This window comes from Gracilibacillus caseinilyticus (assembly GCF_022919115.1).
In the GTDB taxonomy this organism is placed as follows: domain Bacteria; phylum Bacillota; class Bacilli; order Bacillales; family Amphibacillaceae; genus Gracilibacillus; species Gracilibacillus caseinilyticus.
In genome coordinates this window covers 1,318,283-1,336,530 of record NZ_CP095072.1, presented here as the reverse complement: position 1 = coordinate 1,336,530, position 18,248 = coordinate 1,318,283, and the positions used below count along the sequence as shown (strand labels likewise).

Sequence of the window (18,248 nt, the reverse complement as noted above, 5' to 3'; positions counted from 1 at the left end):
CTCACACCCTTATATTGGTAACCTTACGCACTAACCAGAACGTCAGGCCGGTTCCAAGAATAAAAAACAACAGTAACAGTAACCCGATCCCTGTGAATAAAGGATCCAAAAAACCATCAATAATATTATTCATCATTAAAACAAGGAATATCGGTATAATCGGAACCAGAATCGCTACATAACGCTGCTCCGCTGTCATCGTCTTGATTTCCTGCTTTAATAGTTTGCGATCTTCTAATGTCTGGCTCATTTCATCCAGAATAGATGAAATATTCCCACCGGCCTTCTTTTGAATTAACACGGTGGCAACAAATAGTTTGAACTCCTTGTTATCAATACGTGATTCCATCTTCTTAATGGCTATGTCAAAAGGAATCCCTAATGATAATTCGTGTGCTAATTGTTTAAACTCTGTCTTGGCAGGTGCAGCGATTTCCTGTGCAACCATCTGAATCCCTTGATTTAAAGTCATACCTGACCGAGTAGAATTCGCTAAAATCCTGCATATTTCAGGAAGCTGATCGACTAACCTTTCATGCATCTTATTCTTACGAACAGCAAACATAATCCGCTTCCCACCTTCAAGTAAAAGCAATGCAAGAAACGCACTTATCAATAATTTCAGATTAAACATATTGACCAGCAATAAAATAATACCCATGAATGCTACAAACTGTGCTGCAATAAATTCTGAAGGAGTGAACGGAATGTTGGCTTGCTTTAGCTTTTCAAACATCGGTTGTGCCGTTTCAGAGTGGTCATAGCGATCGCCTATTAAAACAATAAAGCTTTTTCGTTCCTGATCCGGTTTATAGAAGTCTTCTGTACTCTTACGCCAATTACGCTTAGCTCTACGGTAATCTAACCAGTAGGCCAGAAAGAGGATAAAGCAAAGTGTCGCCAAGATCGTCATAATCGTCGCAATCATAAATGCACCTCCTCTTCTGCTGGTATAAAGAGGGAGTCAGAGATATGATGACCAAAGGTGTTCAATCTGTTTAAACATCTAGGCACATAGCCGGTTGGCGTATAATACCCTTCGACATCGCCTTTGTCTGTCATATTCGTCCGCTTAAATTTAAATATTTCCTTGATCTGATGTTCACCATCATCATCTTGCACTACTTCTGAAATAGCTACAATTTTTCTTGTACCATCTGTAAGACGTGTCACTTGAATAATGATATCAAGGGCCCCTACGATATATTCACGTATAATTCTTGCTGGCAGTTCCAGGCCTGCCATGACAACCATCGCTTCCACACGTCTTAATGCATCATCCGTGGAGTTAGCGTGTACCGTTGTAATCGAGCCTTCGTGACCTGTATTCATCGCTTGCAGCATATCAAATGCTTCCCCACTACGAACCTCACCAACTATGATTCTATCAGGACGCATCCGCAACGCATTTCGGACAAGCTGTCGAATCGTTATTTCACCTTGTCCTTCTACGTTTTCCGATCTTGCTTCCATGCCAATCACATTGGGACGGTCTAACCGAAGCTCTGCTGAATCTTCAATCGTGATGACTCGTTCACCATGAGGGATGTCTGCAGCTAACACATTCAGTAATGTGGTTTTACCGGAACCTGTACCTCCGGATATTAAAGTATTTAATTTCGATTTGGTCACAGCCTGTAAAAAGGTTGCCATTTTTTCATCTAACGTCTGGAATTGCAGCATATCATCCATTTGAAATGGGTCTTTGCGGAACTTACGGATCGATACAAGCGTACCATTGAGACTGACAGGCGGGATTACCGCATTCACACGGCTTCCATCTGGCAATCTGGCATCAACCATTGGCGAACTCTCATCAATTCTCCGGCCAATAGGTGCCACAATTCGGTCGACCACATGTCTTACATGATCATCATCACGAAAAGAAATACTGCTAAGCTCCAGCTTCCCAAAGCGCTCGATATACACTTCATCATGGCCATTAATCAATATTTCTGTAATCGATTCATCAGAAATGAGTGGCTCTAATGGTCCAAAACCAACCGATTCATCCAGGATTCGACTGATTAATAAATCTTTCTCCTGTCTTGGGATGATTACTTTTTCTTCTGACATAAACTGTGAGACTAATTGCTCGATCTTTAGTCTCATCTCACCTTGACTCAAGCTGGTCAATGCTTCCAGATTTGTATCACGCAACAACCGACTTTTGTAATGCTCTACTAACCCTTCGATATACTGATTATGTTCGTTACTTACTGCATTTGCCTTTGATGCCTGATTAACGCGCCGGTCAAATAATGAAGCCACCTGCACCACCTCCTAACTCAATACCGACTTCGCAAATTTGCGTATATCTTTTGAAAAAGGAATCAGCTTTTCCTTTTGGGCCTTTCTTATGGGATCTCCCTTATTAATAAAGGTCTGCAGCTTCTTATAATCCCTTCTTACCGTGGCTGCAATGGGATATCGCACTAAATCCTTCACATCTTTTTCTTTTAATTCCATTTCCTTCGACATGTTATTAAGGATGATTTGCATACTGGTTTTCAAATCAATACCTAATCGTTCACTTATTTCTTCAAAATGTTTTAATACTTTCAAAGAAGGGGTATCGGGTTGTAAGACATAATAAATTTTGTCTGCTTCTTCAATAGCTGTTACGGTGTTCTCATTGACAAACGATGGTAAATCAATGATACAAAAGTCAAACGAACGTCTGCAGGCACGTAGTAAACGGCTAATAAACTCACCATCTATCGTTTCCGCGACACCAGCATCGGTCGGACTTATTAATACTTCCAATTTCGAATGCTGCTCTGTTTGCGAGACGTTACGAATGTGACTTTCATTTAGTTCATTTATAACAGGCTGCAGATCAATGAGGGAACGATTCGTCTCCAGTGACATGATCGTTTCGATCCCACCGAATTGAACATTTAAATCAATTAATATCACTTCTGCTGCTGATTCCAATTTGATCGTCTGAGCATATGTAGAAGAGATAACGGTTTTACCCGTACCACCTTTCCCACTGTAAAATGCATGTATTTGACCTCTTCCCCGTCCAAATACGACTGCATTATCTTTATCCGTTTCCATACGTAATTTATAATTTTTTTGCATAGTAGGGAAACGACTAAAGAATAAACTCAGCTCATCAGGCAGGATAAAGAATTCCTCTGCACCTGCTCGCATAATATTACGTAGTAAACCGATATCAGAATCCGTTGCGAGAAATATGATATATGTAGGGGAGTGTATCGATTTCACATACTGAACCTGTTCCACCACATAATCGGTATTGGCCTGGATAAAAATCACAAAGTCTCTTGTTTGACGATTAATTTCACGCGATACGTCATTCGATCCGATTACGGTTACGTTATTCTCATCTCGATCAATGGCATTTAGTACTTGCGTCGTAATCGAGTCTTCTTCACTAACTATTAAAATATCAAATGGTTCACTCATCATTTCTCTCCTTGACTACCTTCTCCCATATCGAAGATTTTTTATTCTTCCTCTTCTGAAGCCTCTTCTGATTTCTCACTGGCAGCTTCTTCTTCTGTCATCATTGCGTCACCTTTTCCAACATTAGCCTTCAATATACGAATGTATTCGGCATAATTTTGTTCATGAATTAATCTTTCCGCCTCTTCTTTCGATAGTTCTACGGCAATACCTGAAAAATTTTCATTCGTTCCTTGTGCATAGACTACCGGTACATCTGTAAGAAAAGTAGTTGTTTCTTCCTCGGATGAAACGATGATATCAACACGGTCCAACGCCTCAATCACTTGATCAAACTGAATATTTTCCTGTCGATGAATGGATACTAATCGATGATCCTCATCTTTTAAGTTGGAAACCGGTTTTATCATATTGGACGTAATAACGTCCCCTTCACTTAAGGGAACAACGGAGACACGATTTTCAATTTCCGATACATCTGTTATGTGTGACTCTGTAACAAATTTGTTCGGAATCTCCATTACCGTTAATTGATTCTCCCGTAACAGCGTACGTGAAGGAATCTCTCCTTTTGCAACGTATATCTCAGTCATTCCTCCTAATTCTGCATTTAATTCTTTCACTTTCTCGTAAACTAGGTATCCTGCAATCAATGCTAAAATAAATGCTAAAATAAAAAATATTCCGGCTCTTTTCTTTGAATCTATCATGCGTGTTTCTCCTTATCCTACAAAGAGTTTAGGTTTTTCGGCTTATTATGTTATACCCATTACTTTCCTTGTAAAACATTTCCTTAAGATGTATGTTGCGTACTACAAAATACTTAGTGGGATATAACGCGTTCATCCTGTTTTTATTCATTTTTTTCTCTTCCTCTAAGCTGGTTATGAATTGAAGTAATGGAAGCAATCGAGAGTGTATGTGTGTAATTATGGATGTTACGGTGAGACTTGAAATAACTGTGATCTTTCTGTCTTTCCAATAGACGCCCTACCTTTTTTCTTCATGCCCGCAGAAGCAAATAGTAAGACATAATTGTGCATCATTTCGTGCAAATCAAAAGTCTTATTCGTATTAGCACTTATGTCACAAAAAAGGATGACCGTTTACAGCTTCTTCTGAAACATTTGATTTCTTAGAAAAATATTAAAACAACTCCTCTAATGTATTGATATTCATCATCTGGGCTGTGTTCATTTAATTCCTCCCTGTAAAGCTCATTCAACTACTCATTATAAAGAAAATATTGAAAATTAATCCAGTAAAAATGGAGGATTTGCATAAAAATGGTTGGATTTTACTAATATAATAGAACGGTTTTATTACTTTCGAATCAGAAAAAAGCAACCTACTTATTGTAAATAGGTTGCTTTTCCTACTGTAAATAATTTGAATTTCATGGTATACTAACCTTTACATCAGTTGGAACAGTTTTGATTTCTCCATCACAATATCTTTTATTCTATTATTGGCAGGTAATAGAAGTTTTCGCAAAGAAGTCAATGGCGTTGCCTGAGAGAATGTTTTATTAACTTCTTCAATATAAGATTTGTTCAATTCTGTTCCAACATTTACTTTTTTCATTCCTTGAGACACACATTTTCTCATGTCTTCATCCGATACACCTGTTCCTCCATGAAGTACTAACCCAACATCTTTCATATTAGTGGAAAGCTCTGCTAGTAATTCAAAATTTAATTTTGCCTTTGATTTATACTGACCATGCGTTGTTCCTATCGCCACCGCGATGGCATCCACACCGGTCTCTCTTACGAATTGATACGCATCCTCAGGGTGGGTATAGATAGCGTCTTCTTCTGCTACCACCAAACCATCTTCTGCCCCACCTATGGTTCCCACTTCACCTTCGACTGAAACATTTTTAGATCTGGCATAATCGGTTATTATTTTTGTGTTGTTAATATTCTCCTCAAGGTCTAAACTGGAACCATCATACATCACCGATGTATATCCTGCATCGATCGCTTTTTTTAGAACCTCGATAGACTTACAATGATCCATGTGCAGGCAGACATCTACCTCCAACCTGTCGGATAAAGTCTCCATACTTGATACTAATAAATCAAATCCAATATATTCAGCAGTTCCAGGTGATGTCTGAATAATAATCGGTGCATTTAGTTCCTTTGCACCTTCTAACATGGCTGGCAGCATTTCCAGACAATGAACATTAAAGGAGCCTATTGCTCGTTTACCTTCGTATTTTTCAAATAATTGATCCAAACTTTTTAACATAGTTATTCCCCTCTCTACATGTTTCCCCTTATGGTATCTTTTGTAAGCTTCATCAGATCATCAGATTTTTGCAAATATACTTGAACAGTTTCCCTATCTCCAGCTTTAGAAGCTTCTTTTCGTTTAATGTTGTAAAGTTTCACTAAATCGGTAAAAGCTTTTCCTAAGGCTTTATTTTGATCAATACTTTTCTCATAATACGTAATTGCATGATCGTAATCTTCCATTTCAAAATATAAACTGCCTAACATATTTAAAATAGGAATCTCGTCTTCCCTTTCGGCATTCTCCAGCTTCGATAAATATTCTTCTATTTGTTCTGAGAGATGCTCCTTTTTCACTTCCTGCTGCATTTCTGACTTTGCATCGTTTTCTTTCTTTTTCCTTTTAAAAAATGGCATCGTGTCCCTCCTTTATGCAAATAAATTCATGATCGGATGAATCAACCATTCAAATAATAGACCAGCTGTTACGGTATCCACATCGGTTGCCGTTGTATTGACAAACCCCAAACTATTAAAATGAGGTACGAGTAGTGCTGGCAGTAACGTAATAAAGAATCCATGCGCAATACCACCGATTAATACGCCTCTTTTTCCTCCGACGGCATTCATAAAGATTCCTGCTGTTCCACCAGCAAAGAAATTGGTCAGCATGCCAGGTAAGATCATAGCCAACCCGAACCATGGAAGCACAAACATCGCGATGACCGTACCTATCGTTGTCGTAATGAACCCTGCAGTTACTGCATTTGGGGCATATGGGAACAATACGGGACAATCTAATGCCGGCTTTGCATCTGGTACGACTTTTAATGCGATCCCTCTAAATGCTGGTACAATTTCAGCTAATAATAAGCGAACACCAGAAAGTAATACGTAAACACCGACAACAAATTGAACCGCTTGTAAGAAGGCATACACGATATAATTGACGTCCCCAGATAACTCTGTTCCGAATTCAGCTCCGGCAAAGATGGAGGTAACAACGTATAACGGGACCATCACAATCGCTACAGAAAGATACGTATCAGATAGGAATCCTAACCCTTTTGGAAATTTAATATTTTCAGTAGAGTCTGAATTTTTCCCGGTAATTTTGGCAATGCCTGCTGCGAACATATAGCCAATCGTACAAAAGTGACCAAGCGCAATATCATCTGTTCCCGTAATTTTCTTCACAATCGGTTGGGCAATAGCGGGCATCGCTACGGCAAAGATACCACCTACTAAACCTCCGGCAAGAATTAATCCTATTCCACTAAAGCCTGCTGCACTTCCAAATACCGTGGTCATCGTAGCCATCCACAATAACGCCTGACCTGTTAGAAAAATGTATTTCCATCTTGTTAATCTAGCTAATAGAATGTTAAAAATAAATATGGCCAGGAAAGTTAATGCAATTTGATTTGCTAAGCCTAAATCATTCATTGCTTGCCCATTTATGGCTTCAATAGATGGAACAATTCCTTCCATTCCAAAGCCTTCAGAGAAGATATCACCAAAATATAGTAACGAGCCAACAATGATCGAGGATCCCGCAGATAAAACCAGAAAGCCTAGCATGGTTTTGAAACTGCCTGACATCACTTCACCAAAAGGCTTACGCTGTAATAAAAGTCCAGCAAATGCAATTAATGCGATGGTGATGGAAGCTTGTGTTAAGATACTGTTGATAATGAAATCAATGACTGCCATTATGATAACCCCCTTTATTTATAACGCTCCTTTTGCCTTTAAAACGGGAACTAGTTTTTCCTCAATTTCCTTTTTGTCTACTAGACGATCTAAGAAAATCAGGTCCATCGGTAGATCGTATCTTTGAAATTGTGATTCGAAATTTTTACCTGAAATAATAATGTCAGCTCTTGTCCCGGCAGCAGATGAAATATCGGAATGGTCCACTGATGCCTTCACTCCAATATCCTGCAGGACACTCTCCACACTCATCTGGCAAGCAAAACTGCTGCCTAATCCTGCTCCACATACGACTAATATTTGTAACATGTGCTCACCTCCTTTAATAGATTACTTTGTTATATTGTTTAGCTATTTCCAGTGTTTGGGGATGCAGACTATTAAATTGTTTTCTTAATTGCTGAAAGGGAAATGCTTGAATTCGGTCATTGCCTACACCGACCATTACACCAAATTGGTTATCGCTCACACATTGTGCCACTTTTGCTCCGATTTTTGCGGCAATCGATGCATCCTTAAATGTTGGTCGGCCTGCTCTAATATAAAAACCTGCAATTGATTTTCTCACTCTGATTCCCGTCCCTTCCTCGATAGCTGCTGCAATTTCAAAAGATACCCCTTGATTGCCAGATTGATAGTTTTTATCTTCATAGGCAGATTCTGAACATACAATGACTAACGATTGCTTTTGTTTTAATTTTTCCTTTACCACTTTGGTGATTGCACGCTTTTGGGTTACATATTCTGGTACGATTGCTAGATCACCTGCACCTGCGACGGTACTTTCCAAGGCAAGGTTGCCTGAATTACCACCTAACACTTCGACCATAAATATCCTTCCTGGCATGTTAGCAGCTGTATCATGCAGTCCATATAAAAGATCCATTAATTTATTTAGCGCCGTGTCAAAGCCAATGCTGTAATCGCTACCAATTACGTCATTATCTACCGTCATTGGTATAAAGATCGTATTCGTCCCTTCTTTATGAAGTAGTTGTGCTGCTCTTTGTGAACCATTGCCACCACATACGATCAAACATTCAAAACCTTCTGACTTCAATTTTCGGTGCAGTTTGTCTCTTCCCTCTTGCGTATAGGGAAGATCGCTTCTACCCGTTTGCACATAATGAATACCAGCAAGTGATTTATTCTCTACATACTGTGGTGTTAAATGAATAGGTTCATTGGTGGAAATACCATTATATCCACCGGAAAAGCCATATAAATCGATGTGTGGATGGTTTGCCATCATCTCAATTGTTGCATTGATACCAGCCCCATCCCCACCACTTGTAATAAGGGCGACTTTTTTCATGAGACACCATCTCCTATCAAATCATTTAAGTCGGCTAGTGAATTCATCGTGGATATTGTATCGATCAAGCCATTTTCTACGATCTTGACAATTATTTTAATAATCTCTAAATGCTGCTCATTGTCTGTTGCTGAGAAGCTAATCATGATTTTGACAGGCGCTGCCGTGTCCTTAAAATATACTGGCGTTTTCAACGTTATTAAACTCATCCCCACCTTTAATGCTCCGTTTTCTGGTCTGGTATGAGGGATGGCAATACCGGGAGATATGACAATATATGGTCCGAATTCTTTTACATTATTAATGACTTCTGCTGCATAATGCTCCGTTACAAAGCCATTCTTTCTTAACAATGCAACACTTTTGTATATCGCATCCTTCCAATCCTTTACCTCCACATTAAATTGAACATTATCCTCGGTGAAATAAGTTTCTGTCATAAGCTTTTCTCCTTGTATTTGCTTAAATTTCTAATAAAATCCTCGTAATTATAGTTAGATATTAATTTAGTGATGCCAAATTCTTCTATTAAGAAATGGTATAGCTGCTTAAAGATGACTTCCCATGTCTTTTGTTTTTCCTTCGGTACGCTTAATACGATGATGACCTGTACTTTTTCTCGATCCCAAACAATTGGTTTATTTAAAATACAGACAGCAATGCTTGTTTCGGACATATTATTTTCTAATGGGTGTGGAATTGCAAGCAGATTACTCAGTTCTGTCGATGCCATTCTTTCCCTTTCATATACGGATTGTTTGGTAGATTCATCGATGTATTCTTTTGTGTACATAAGATCTGTAATATAGTCCAAGACATCTTCTTTCGTTTGCAGCTCTAAATTTTTAACAAATAGATCTTTTTTGAATATATTACTAAACTCCGTAACATCTGATTCGAGCTTATCTTCCATTACTTTGCGTTTAATCATAGATAGATCGGTATAACTTAGAATAGGACTAACGGTAAAGATTTTATCCGATTCTATGTCAATTGGAACAGTGGAGACGACTATATCTACACAATCCAATAAGTATGGCTCAAATTCTGATAGACTGATCGTTTCCACCACACTTACTTGATTTCCGTAGTTATTTAGTAATTTTTCTCTAATTAAGGAAGCAGTAGCAACGCCAGAACCACAAACGATCATGATTTTTTTGACCTCTTGATTGTTTAAACCTTTTTTCTCCAAAGCCACCCCAAAATGAATAGCTAGAAACCCTATTTCATTTTCATCTATTATTAAATTGGTCAGTTCACTGATTTTATTGCTTGCTATAGCGGCAAGCTGAAATGCAAGCGGATAGTTATTCTTGATACTGTTCAGCACTTCATTTCGGATATTCATTTGATACTCAATTCTTTTTAAAGAAGTACTTAGATGGATAACTAACCCTTCTACCAGCTTTTGATCCCCACTAAATTGAATGGATGTTTTCTTTTTAATTTCCTCTAGCACCGCTGCTAACATGCCTTCCATTCTTCTATATTCTTGATCATCAATGTCTTTGCTATAGAACCTGCTGCTTGCAAGAAGATGTTGTGTAATATAGAAGATTTCCGGCTCGATATTGATGCCTAATGTCACCCTTATTTCTTGTATAATGTCATGGGCAACCTTGTATTCTTTGGTAGCTTTTAAATTTTCTGTGATCTTCATCTGATAATCTAATAGCCTATTGTTTAGGTACCGCCTTATCGTTATTTCGATATGAATAATTAAGTTTTCGAGCGCAACATCCGTTAATTTCAATTGATTTTTCAACAATACTTGTAAGATAATATCTTTTAATCGCTTTATTTCATTATCGGGAAATAGATCATTATAAACGCCGATGCTTTGATGATTGAACAGATATTGAGAAATGCAAAACCTTATTTTATCCTCATTACCTGTAACTTTTATTCCATTAAATCTATCCGTAACAAGCTCTAATCCATATCGGGAGATTTTCTCTTTGACTGATGAAAGATAACTTTTTAATGCAGAAAGACTGATAAACAACTCTTCAGCTAATTCTTCCTGATAAATACTTGTATCTGTCAGACAATTCATTAAGATGTTTCTAATCATTTGTTCCTCCACATCATTCCCTTCTGATCTGTGCATGTTTACCGTTGCTTGGTTTTGAATGATTGTGATGTGATTGGCATATAACTTTTGAAAAGCTTCCTCCTCGCTTATCTCCAGCTCATATCCTTTTCCTTTGTGTGACACAATCTCTGCACCATGCTTCGATAAGATTGCATTCATTTTTTTAATGTCATTTCTGATAGTTCGTGTGGTAACCTCTAACAGCAGGGAAAGACTCTTACCCGTCTGCACCCCCTTACTGCTGCGTAACAAATGAAGAATTTCTACCTCTCTTTTACTTAGTAGCTTCATTTTCATTTGCTCCTTTCTGCTTTTAGTATAAGTAAGTGCTTACATTTTATTAAGTTATACTTTTTCCTCTTTAGCGGAAACCTTTCTTATTCCCATTATAAGCTATGTGTAAATGAACATTTAACCAATCATTTGTTGTTTTATTTAATTTTGTTAAGAAATACTTTAACTTTCTTAAATAATATGTTAAATTATAACAAGACAAAGCAAAGGAGGTAATATATGGATGCGAAAGAATTTCCAAATTGGCTGTTAGCATTGGAAAAAGAAGATTTGGAATTTATTAAAAATTTTGTAGTCAATTCAGGCTCCCTGAAAGAGATATCGAACATATATGATGTATCTTATCCAACCGTCAGAATTAAATTGAATCGGTTAATTGAAAAAATAAAAGCAAATGACGCAGAAGAAAAGGAAGCATTCATTTCTTTCATCAAAACCTTATCCATCGATGATCGAATCAGTGTGGAAGATGCCAAATTGATCATTGATAAATACAAAACAATGGAAAGGGGGGATAAAGTTGAATGATATCTATCATGTATTCATTATTGTAGCACTACTGGCGTTGCAATATTATGTTGCCACAAGGGATAATCCGTATTTAGGCATCATTGCTCCCGTATTGTTTTTAGGGTGGATAATCTGGCGGTTTACAATCAATGACATGGAAAGCATCGTGACCTGCATCATTATTGTGCCGATAGGATGGCTGATCCTGTACGCCGAATGGAAGAGTGGGCGCAAGTATTTAGAAGAGAAAACGGAAAAAGAATTAGCAAAAATGAAAATGCATGATTTGAATTAGAGGAGGAAATTATTACATGGTACATATTCTATGGCGGGAATTCACAGATTCCTTTAAGAGCATTCGATCGATTCTCATTATCTTGTTTTTGACGTTTATTTCCTATCAATCTGCTGTTTTTTTGGAAAACAATCCAGTAATAGTAGAAGAAATACTTGCTATTGGGGAGACACAGGGTTCCGTTTACACACTGGCAATTTCCTTTATTGTATTAATGTTTGGTTTCTTGTTTGCATTTGCAATTTCTCATGATGTCATCAACAAAGAAATCGAAATGAGGACGATTCGTTTACTCGTCAACAAAATTCCCCGATGGCAAATCGTGATCGGGAAATTTTTCGGTATCTTGCTGTTTTGGGTCGTGACGATATTTATTTCCTATGCAATCCTGACAGCCATATCAGGTGAATGGAGCTTTCTGGATTACCTCACCACTTTACTTTTTTTGTTCTATGTTATTAGCTTTGTTTTGTTTATTTCCACCATCATTCCTAAGACTAAGCTGACGATGTTTCTGGGAATTCTGTTAGGACTTTTCCTTCCAATTATGGGGCTGGTCAGTCTTACAGTCGAAAAATGGTACATGATACCGTTCAAGTATCTGTTACCTTATTATTATGTAGAGAACGGCTCAGCCCTTTTGCCTGTGCCACTGCTGTTCGGCATTGTCTTTCTATTTGTGAGTATTCTCATTATGAGACGGAGGGATCTGTAAATGAATGAAGTGATCAATGTAACCAATCTGACCAAGCGTTTCGGCTCAACAGAAGTGCTGAGTGGCATAGATTTAACGATTTATGAAAGGGAAGTATTCGGCTTCATCGGTCATAACGGGGCTGGTAAATCCACTTTCATCAATACTCTAACCGGAATCATTAATAAAAGCGGTGGTTCCTTCGAGATGTTAGGTGCTTCTGACAGAGATCTCGATCAGGTGAAAACGAAGATTGGCGTTATGCCGGATATTTCGAATTTATATGATCAAATGCGTGGAATCCAGTTTTTAAGTTATATGGGAAAACTGGCTGGAGATAGCCGAAGCAAGCAGGAATACGCAGCTCTAATGAAGGATGTCGGATTAGAAGGCGCCGAAAAGAAAAAAATAAAATCCTATTCATTTGGGATGAAAAAGAAAATTAGTATTGCCCAGGCTATTTTAGGGAATCCAAGCTTCATTATTCTTGATGAACCAACCTCAGGGTTAGACCCCGAATCAGCGATTAACATTCGTAAGCTGATTACCGATTTACAGCAACAAGGAAAAACGATTCTGCTCACCTCTCATAATTTGGATGAGATTGATAAAATCAGTGACCGTGTTGGCATCATCAGTAACGGAAAGATAACAAAGCTTGGCACGCCTGCAGAGTTGAAAGTGAACGCGGTGAATGAAATCAGTGTCGCAATACGGACAACGCCTGCCTTAACACCTGAGAAAATAACAGAGCTATCGGCAGCGTGGGATTTCAATGTGGCGTTTGTTGCAGCGAAAAAGCCTTACACCATCGTCAATATTAGCAGTGAGGATGACCTGCCACGGTTATCGCAGCAATTGATGCAATCAGGCTTTCAATTATATGAAATCAGCATGGAACAACAGTCACTTGAGGAAGTATTTATTAATAGTAAGTAGATTAGTGCGAGTGGGCTGTGGCAGATGATTTTGCCACAGTTCTTTTGTGTTGGGAGATTAGGGGCTACCGGACATTAGATCCTCTCTTCGACTACTTTTTGTCCAATTGGGCGCTTCTATTGGACATTCGATCGCTTCTCCGACTGTTTTTTGTCCGAATGTCCGCTTCTATCGGACATTAGATCCTCTCTTCGACTGCTTTTTGTCCGATTGGGCACTTCTATCGGACATTCGATCACCTCTCTGACTGCTTTTTGTCCGATTGGGCACTTCTATTGGACATTCCATCCCCTCTCCGACTGCTTTTTGTCCGATTGGGCACTTCTATCGGACATTCGATCACCTCTCTGACTGCTTTTTGTCCGATTGGGCGCTTCTATCGGTCATTTGAACGCTTCTCCTCCAGGATTTTGTCCGTTTGAATCGCAATCCTCCTCCCCAACCAATAAAAAAGAAGCTATCCTCCCAAGAAAATAGCTTCCTTCTTCTTATTCCACCGCTACTCGTTTTTGTTTCACCAGATAAACCTGATTCAACACCAATGCACCAAGCAGCTGGATAATGGTTTTTGCTATAATCTGCCCTATTATCGCGGCAGGCACGGCTTCCCACGGTAACATGCCTGCTCCAATCGGGCTTAAGCCGACAATCACAAAAACAACAGAGTCGAGAAATCCTCCTGCTAATCCACTATAAAAAACACGCCACGCGATTGGCAGTTTTAAACGGGTATAAATTTCGGTATCAGCGGACTCGGACAGGATGAAGGAAAGTGCGGATGCTGCCACGATCATCAAGGTATCCCCGAGTAAAAAGGAAACGAATGCTGATAAAATCAGTGCTGTCAGAATGAAGGCATAGGTTTTGCCACGTCCATATTTATTTTGTACCAAATCACGAAAAATGAAGGTTGCCCCAATAAAAAGCGTCCCCATCGGAATAAGGAAAATCCCTATTTGTAATGGCATAAAAGCCGCTGTGACAACATTGGCAGTGACAATGGAAATTAAATATAAAAATACTCTTAACATAAGATGACACCTCTTCTATAGTTGTTCACGGAAGAGGTGTCATAGCAACGAAAAAAAACCACATCCAATGGACATGGTTGATCCATAGTTTTTTATAGAGGGTATCAGCTATGAACCTCTTCCGCACAGGTATTTATTTCTTTCTTATCATAATGGAGAAGCTCTCCGTTGTCAATTGCATTTTTTTTAAATCGTATGTTTTAATTTTACCATTTGAGAGAATATAGAAAATATAATCTTAACTACAGGAGGACTACCATTGACTGACGTGCAACGTTTTAAAACAGGAGAAAAAGCACCAGAAGCAGGCATTTACAAGGTCGAAAAACTAACAAGTGACTATCAAAGTGAGGATTACTTTAACGATACAACGATCGAATTAGCAGAAGGAGAAACATTTCCTCCTGCACCTGCCGAGGATGAAAGTGCCTGGTGGGTTCGAGTTCCACAAGAATAGCTCTAACGCAAGCGCGCAACTCTTTTATGTGACAGTTGCGCGTTTTTCTTCACAGCCCTTTAATAGACAATCGCCTTTTCCTCTTCTATACTTTACAACAGATACCGCAATGAATTTCTGGAGTGAAACATATGAAAAAATATCTAATCTATTTGCTCGTGCTCGTCAGTTTTGTTGCTTCGATTATCTTCGTCAACAACAATCACGAGCTCTATGACCGCACGATCGTCCAAGTAACGGATGTTACCGAATCCGATAAATCAGAAGTAAAAGACCAGAACGATAACGAAGATTATATGGTGACGCAGCAAATTACTGCCCGCATTTTGAATGGGGCGGACAAGGGCGAGACCATGGAAATTGAAAATCAATATTCGGGATCACAGTCAATCCATTTTCGCTTGAAAGAGGGAACCGAATTCTTTCTTGCTAATGACGGAGAAAGTGTGGGAACGATTAAACGGGACAAATACTTGCTTTTTGTAGCATGGTTATTTGTGCTTGTTTTGCTATGGGTTGGGCGCAAGCAAGGGGCCTGGTCTGTTGTCAGTCTTGCTGTTAATGCTGTGATATTGTCTGTAGCATTGGACATTTACATACGAAATTCTGATAACAGCTTACTGATCATTTGTGGCATCAGCATCATTCTTTTTACGATATTGTCGTTAATTATGGCGAGTGGCTGGAACGAGAAAACACTGACCGCGATTATCGCGACGCTGATTGCCACGTTCGCATCGTTACTGATTGCCTATTTGGCGCTTCTGGTCACTGACGAGCAGGGACTTCGCTATGAAGAAATGTCCTTTTTGACCAGAAATCCTCATCTCATTTTCATGGGCGGATTACTGATCGGATCGCTTGGTGCTGTGATGGATGTCGCGATCACGATGGCGTCATCTATGTTCGAATTATTTGATAAAAACAATAAGATTAAAATAAGTACGTTAAGGCAATCAGGGCTGGAGATTGGAAAAGATATTATGGGTACGATGACGAATATCTTGTTTTTTGCTTACGTAAGTGGCACCATCCCAGCATTATTATTATATTTCATGAATGCCATGCCACTTGGATTTACGCTATCGATGAATCTTTCGCTTGAATTAGCAAGGGCATTGGCGGGAGGAATTGGGATTGTGATAACCATTCCGATCACACTCTACATCTCTATTTTCTTTATTAAAAGAAAGCAGGCGAGACAATGAATGCATTAGTTTTATTAGCAGCAATTCTTTTTATACTGATGGCCGTTGTCGGTGGAAAAAAGGGAATCAAATCATTTATCGCGATTCTGATCAATTTTGTTGTCGTTATTGGAACGGTCCTGATGATGAACGACCCAAATGCCAATCCAATTGTGCTCACACTGGTGGCTTGTGGCATCATCAGCGCTGTCAGTCTTTTCTATATCAATGAAATCAACAGCAAAACAAAGATGGCTTTCCTGGCGACAATCTTGACGACATTGGCACTGTTGTTCTTTATCTTCATCATCACCGAAAAGTCGATGATTCAAGGCTTCAGTGAAGAGGAATCCGACAGCCTGGTGACGTTCTCGGTCTATATCGGCATTGATTTTATCAAAGTGGCTACTTCCGTGATCATTATGAGTACGATCGGGGCCATTGTCGATGCGGCGATTTCGATCACGTCACCGATGCAAGAAATTCGCGAACAAAACCCTGATATATCAAGAAAAGATCTATTCATGTCAGGCATGCGTATTGGGCGGGATATCCTCGGTACCAGTAGTAACACACTGTTTTTTGCCTTTTTCGGCGGCTATATGGGACTGATTATCTGGTTCAAGGACTTGTCCTATTCAATGGGAGAGATTGTAAATTCCAAAGTATTCAGTGGTGAAATGATCACCATTTTGACCGCTGGAATGGGGGTTGCACTGGTAATTCCGATTGCCGCATCGGTTACGGCTTATTATTTGGTGAGAGGAACGGAATAACGTTTTTTTAGAGGAGTAAAATGTTTATTTTACTTCTTTTTTGTTGGTGAAATACGTGTTGCTCGTCACTCCTTGCTTGACGAAATGCTTCAGTAACTGGCGTTTACATCTATCTTCAGAAATATCTTTCCCGCACCATTCTGCAATCCTTTTTGTTGTTAATTTTTCGTTTGGGAATAAAAGATGGAACGCTTCAATATTTCTGATTATCGATTCATCTGCTTTTTCATGTACACGGCACTCGTTACAAATGATGGTTCGACCCTTTACGTATGTGGACATCGAACCGCATTGGCAACATGGTATACCTTTTTCTAATTCGTCAAAGGTATATGTAGTACTTACAGGCAACTCTTGCGAATGTGAAGTTAGAAGTGTATTAACTACACTTTGTCCTTTTTTACTGCTATGCGAATTTTCATTTAACCGAGAAATTAATGTTCGAATGTTTGCATGGAATAAAATTTTTTGTGAAAGAGGTGTTTGGTAAACGATGCATTCGGGGTGAATAAAGACAATATATGACTTGATGGGTATTTCAAAACCTTTTAAGTGAAGATATCTACGAAACAATGAGGTTGCACGATCGCGCTGGTAAATTGGATTTTCCATCTCAATGTTAGGAAGTTTAAAGAGGATATCATTATCAAAATAATATTGGCCAAGGAAATTTTTTATTTCGAAAAGGTAAATAGTATCGTTTGTTATTACAGTGGAGTCAATTTGAAAGTTGTTATTATTATTTTTCAGACGCAGATCATTTATCACCGTTAAGTTATTTCCATAATTTCTGATAATCGAATCAAATTGTAATTCACCTTCAAACCCACGCGATAAATTTTGGGACCGTTTGAACTCCTCTGAACTCAACCTCTTGCGCCTTGAAAGCAGTTCTAACATTACTAATTCATTGGGCTTTTGCCGCTCCTTGACAATCATCATTTATTCCTCCAATTCTTTTTCACATATAATAACATACTATATTTTCCAATGGAAGCATAGGGATATATGCTACGATTAATTAGAAATGGAAGATACAGAATTAAAAAACTGCTTCGTTTGGTATGAACTGACTGCTACAGAGATGGGACATCGAGTGAAGCTACTCTCTTTAGCTCTGATGACCGTGTGTTTAGTGGTTTGTTCTGCTACTGGTTTTTCTTATGATTGAACTTGGATCATCTTCGGGCGTATGTTTTTTTCTAGGATCTTCTTCCTCCTGAACTTCCACCTTCTTCGGGAGTTTGCTTTCTTCTAACATCCT

General features: G+C 38.7%; 20 protein-coding genes and 1 riboswitch. Of the genes, 7 read left to right on the top strand and 13 right to left on the bottom strand.

The genetic code is table 11. From position 1 onward, the window contains the following. Position 1: 1 nt before the first annotated feature. From MUN88_RS06505 to MUN88_RS06455, 11 genes are all read right to left on the bottom strand, one after another. Positions 2–928, bottom strand: coding sequence for a type II secretion system F family protein (locus MUN88_RS06505; protein WP_244722393.1), 927 nt, complete (start codon positions 926–928; stop codon positions 2–4). Continuing rightward, positions 925–2,271 (bottom strand): TadA family conjugal transfer-associated ATPase, encoded by a 1,347-nt coding sequence (locus MUN88_RS06500; protein WP_244722390.1) that lies wholly within the window; start codon positions 2,269–2,271, stop codon positions 925–927. The genes MUN88_RS06505 and MUN88_RS06500 overlap by 4 nt, the downstream gene beginning before the upstream one ends. Positions 2,272–2,283: 12 nt before the next feature. Continuing rightward, the gene (locus MUN88_RS06495) at positions 2,284–3,438 is read right to left on the bottom strand and encodes a CpaE/TadZ family protein (RefSeq protein ID WP_244722387.1); all 1,155 of its coding nucleotides are present in this window, start codon (positions 3,436–3,438) and stop codon (positions 2,284–2,286) included. A 38-nt stretch (positions 3,439–3,476) separates the two neighbouring features. Next, positions 3,477–4,145, bottom strand: a complete 669-nt coding sequence (gene cpaB, locus MUN88_RS06490; protein WP_244722384.1) for a Flp pilus assembly protein CpaB — start codon at positions 4,143–4,145, stop codon at positions 3,477–3,479. Positions 4,146–4,848: 703 nt separating this feature from the next. Then, on the bottom strand, positions 4,849–5,691 hold the full coding sequence (locus tag MUN88_RS06485) for a class II fructose-bisphosphate aldolase (protein WP_244722381.1): 843 nt from the start codon (positions 5,689–5,691) through the stop codon (positions 4,849–4,851). Between the two features lie 14 nt (positions 5,692–5,705). Then, positions 5,706–6,092, bottom strand: a complete 387-nt coding sequence (locus tag MUN88_RS06480) for a tetratricopeptide repeat protein (RefSeq protein ID WP_244722378.1) — start codon at positions 6,090–6,092, stop codon at positions 5,706–5,708. Positions 6,093–6,104: 12 nt separating this feature from the next. Continuing rightward, positions 6,105–7,388, bottom strand: coding sequence for a PTS sugar transporter subunit IIC (locus tag MUN88_RS06475; RefSeq protein WP_244722375.1), 1,284 nt, complete (start codon positions 7,386–7,388; stop codon positions 6,105–6,107). Between the two features lie 18 nt (positions 7,389–7,406). After that, positions 7,407–7,697, bottom strand: coding sequence for a PTS sugar transporter subunit IIB (locus MUN88_RS06470; protein ID WP_244722372.1), 291 nt, complete (start codon positions 7,695–7,697; stop codon positions 7,407–7,409). Positions 7,698–7,710: 13 nt separating this feature from the next. After that, positions 7,711–8,703 (bottom strand): 6-phosphofructokinase, encoded by a 993-nt coding sequence (locus tag MUN88_RS06465; RefSeq protein ID WP_244722369.1) that lies wholly within the window; start codon positions 8,701–8,703, stop codon positions 7,711–7,713. Further along, positions 8,700–9,143, bottom strand: a complete 444-nt coding sequence (locus MUN88_RS06460) for a PTS sugar transporter subunit IIA (RefSeq protein ID WP_244722366.1) — start codon at positions 9,141–9,143, stop codon at positions 8,700–8,702. The genes MUN88_RS06465 and MUN88_RS06460 overlap by 4 nt, the downstream gene beginning before the upstream one ends. Further along, positions 9,140–11,092, bottom strand: coding sequence for a BglG family transcription antiterminator (locus MUN88_RS06455; RefSeq protein WP_244722364.1), 1,953 nt, complete (start codon positions 11,090–11,092; stop codon positions 9,140–9,142). Before MUN88_RS06455 ends, MUN88_RS06460 begins: the two co-directional genes overlap by 4 nt. A 222-nt stretch (positions 11,093–11,314) precedes the next feature. On the opposite strand from MUN88_RS06455, the gene MUN88_RS06450 reads away from it, so the two are divergent. Genes MUN88_RS06450 through MUN88_RS06435 form a run of 4 tightly spaced genes read left to right on the top strand, consistent with a single transcriptional unit; the run spans position 11,315 to position 13,533 of the window. After that, on the top strand, positions 11,315–11,623 hold the full coding sequence (locus MUN88_RS06450; RefSeq protein ID WP_244722361.1) for a DUF2089 family protein: 309 nt from the start codon (positions 11,315–11,317) through the stop codon (positions 11,621–11,623). Next, positions 11,616–11,900, top strand: a complete 285-nt coding sequence (locus MUN88_RS06445; protein ID WP_244722358.1) for a hypothetical protein — start codon at positions 11,616–11,618, stop codon at positions 11,898–11,900. The genes MUN88_RS06450 and MUN88_RS06445 overlap by 8 nt, the downstream gene beginning before the upstream one ends. Positions 11,901–11,916: 16 nt before the next feature. Continuing rightward, positions 11,917–12,615 (top strand): ABC transporter permease, encoded by a 699-nt coding sequence (locus MUN88_RS06440; RefSeq protein ID WP_244722355.1) that lies wholly within the window; start codon positions 11,917–11,919, stop codon positions 12,613–12,615. Next, positions 12,616–13,533, top strand: a complete 918-nt coding sequence (locus tag MUN88_RS06435) for an ABC transporter ATP-binding protein (RefSeq protein ID WP_244722352.1) — start codon at positions 12,616–12,618, stop codon at positions 13,531–13,533. A gap of 488 nt (positions 13,534–14,021) precedes the next feature. Here the strand turns inward: MUN88_RS06435 and MUN88_RS06430 are convergent, their stop codons facing one another. Then, positions 14,022–14,564, bottom strand: a complete 543-nt coding sequence (locus tag MUN88_RS06430; RefSeq protein ID WP_244722349.1) for a VUT family protein — start codon at positions 14,562–14,564, stop codon at positions 14,022–14,024. Between the two features lie 78 nt (positions 14,565–14,642). Continuing rightward, a riboswitch (PreQ1 riboswitch) is annotated at positions 14,643–14,689 on the bottom strand. Positions 14,690–14,832: 143 nt separating this feature from the next. Here MUN88_RS06430 and MUN88_RS06425 point away from each other — a divergent pair. From MUN88_RS06425 to MUN88_RS06415, 3 genes are all read left to right on the top strand, one after another. Then, positions 14,833–15,021 (top strand): YjzC family protein, encoded by a 189-nt coding sequence (locus MUN88_RS06425; RefSeq protein WP_244724350.1) that lies wholly within the window; start codon positions 14,833–14,835, stop codon positions 15,019–15,021. A gap of 131 nt (positions 15,022–15,152) precedes the next feature. Beyond that, on the top strand, positions 15,153–16,229 hold the full coding sequence (locus MUN88_RS06420; protein ID WP_244722347.1) for a YibE/F family protein: 1,077 nt from the start codon (positions 15,153–15,155) through the stop codon (positions 16,227–16,229). Continuing rightward, on the top strand, positions 16,226–16,984 hold the full coding sequence (locus MUN88_RS06415) for a YibE/F family protein (protein WP_244722345.1): 759 nt from the start codon (positions 16,226–16,228) through the stop codon (positions 16,982–16,984). Before MUN88_RS06420 ends, MUN88_RS06415 begins: the two co-directional genes overlap by 4 nt. A gap of 24 nt (positions 16,985–17,008) precedes the next feature. Here the strand turns inward: MUN88_RS06415 and MUN88_RS06410 are convergent, their stop codons facing one another. Next, positions 17,009–17,926: a nuclease-related domain-containing protein gene (locus tag MUN88_RS06410; RefSeq protein ID WP_244722344.1), complete on the bottom strand. Its 918-nt coding sequence runs from the start codon at positions 17,924–17,926 to the stop codon at positions 17,009–17,011. Between the last annotated feature and the right edge of the window lie 322 nt (positions 17,927–18,248).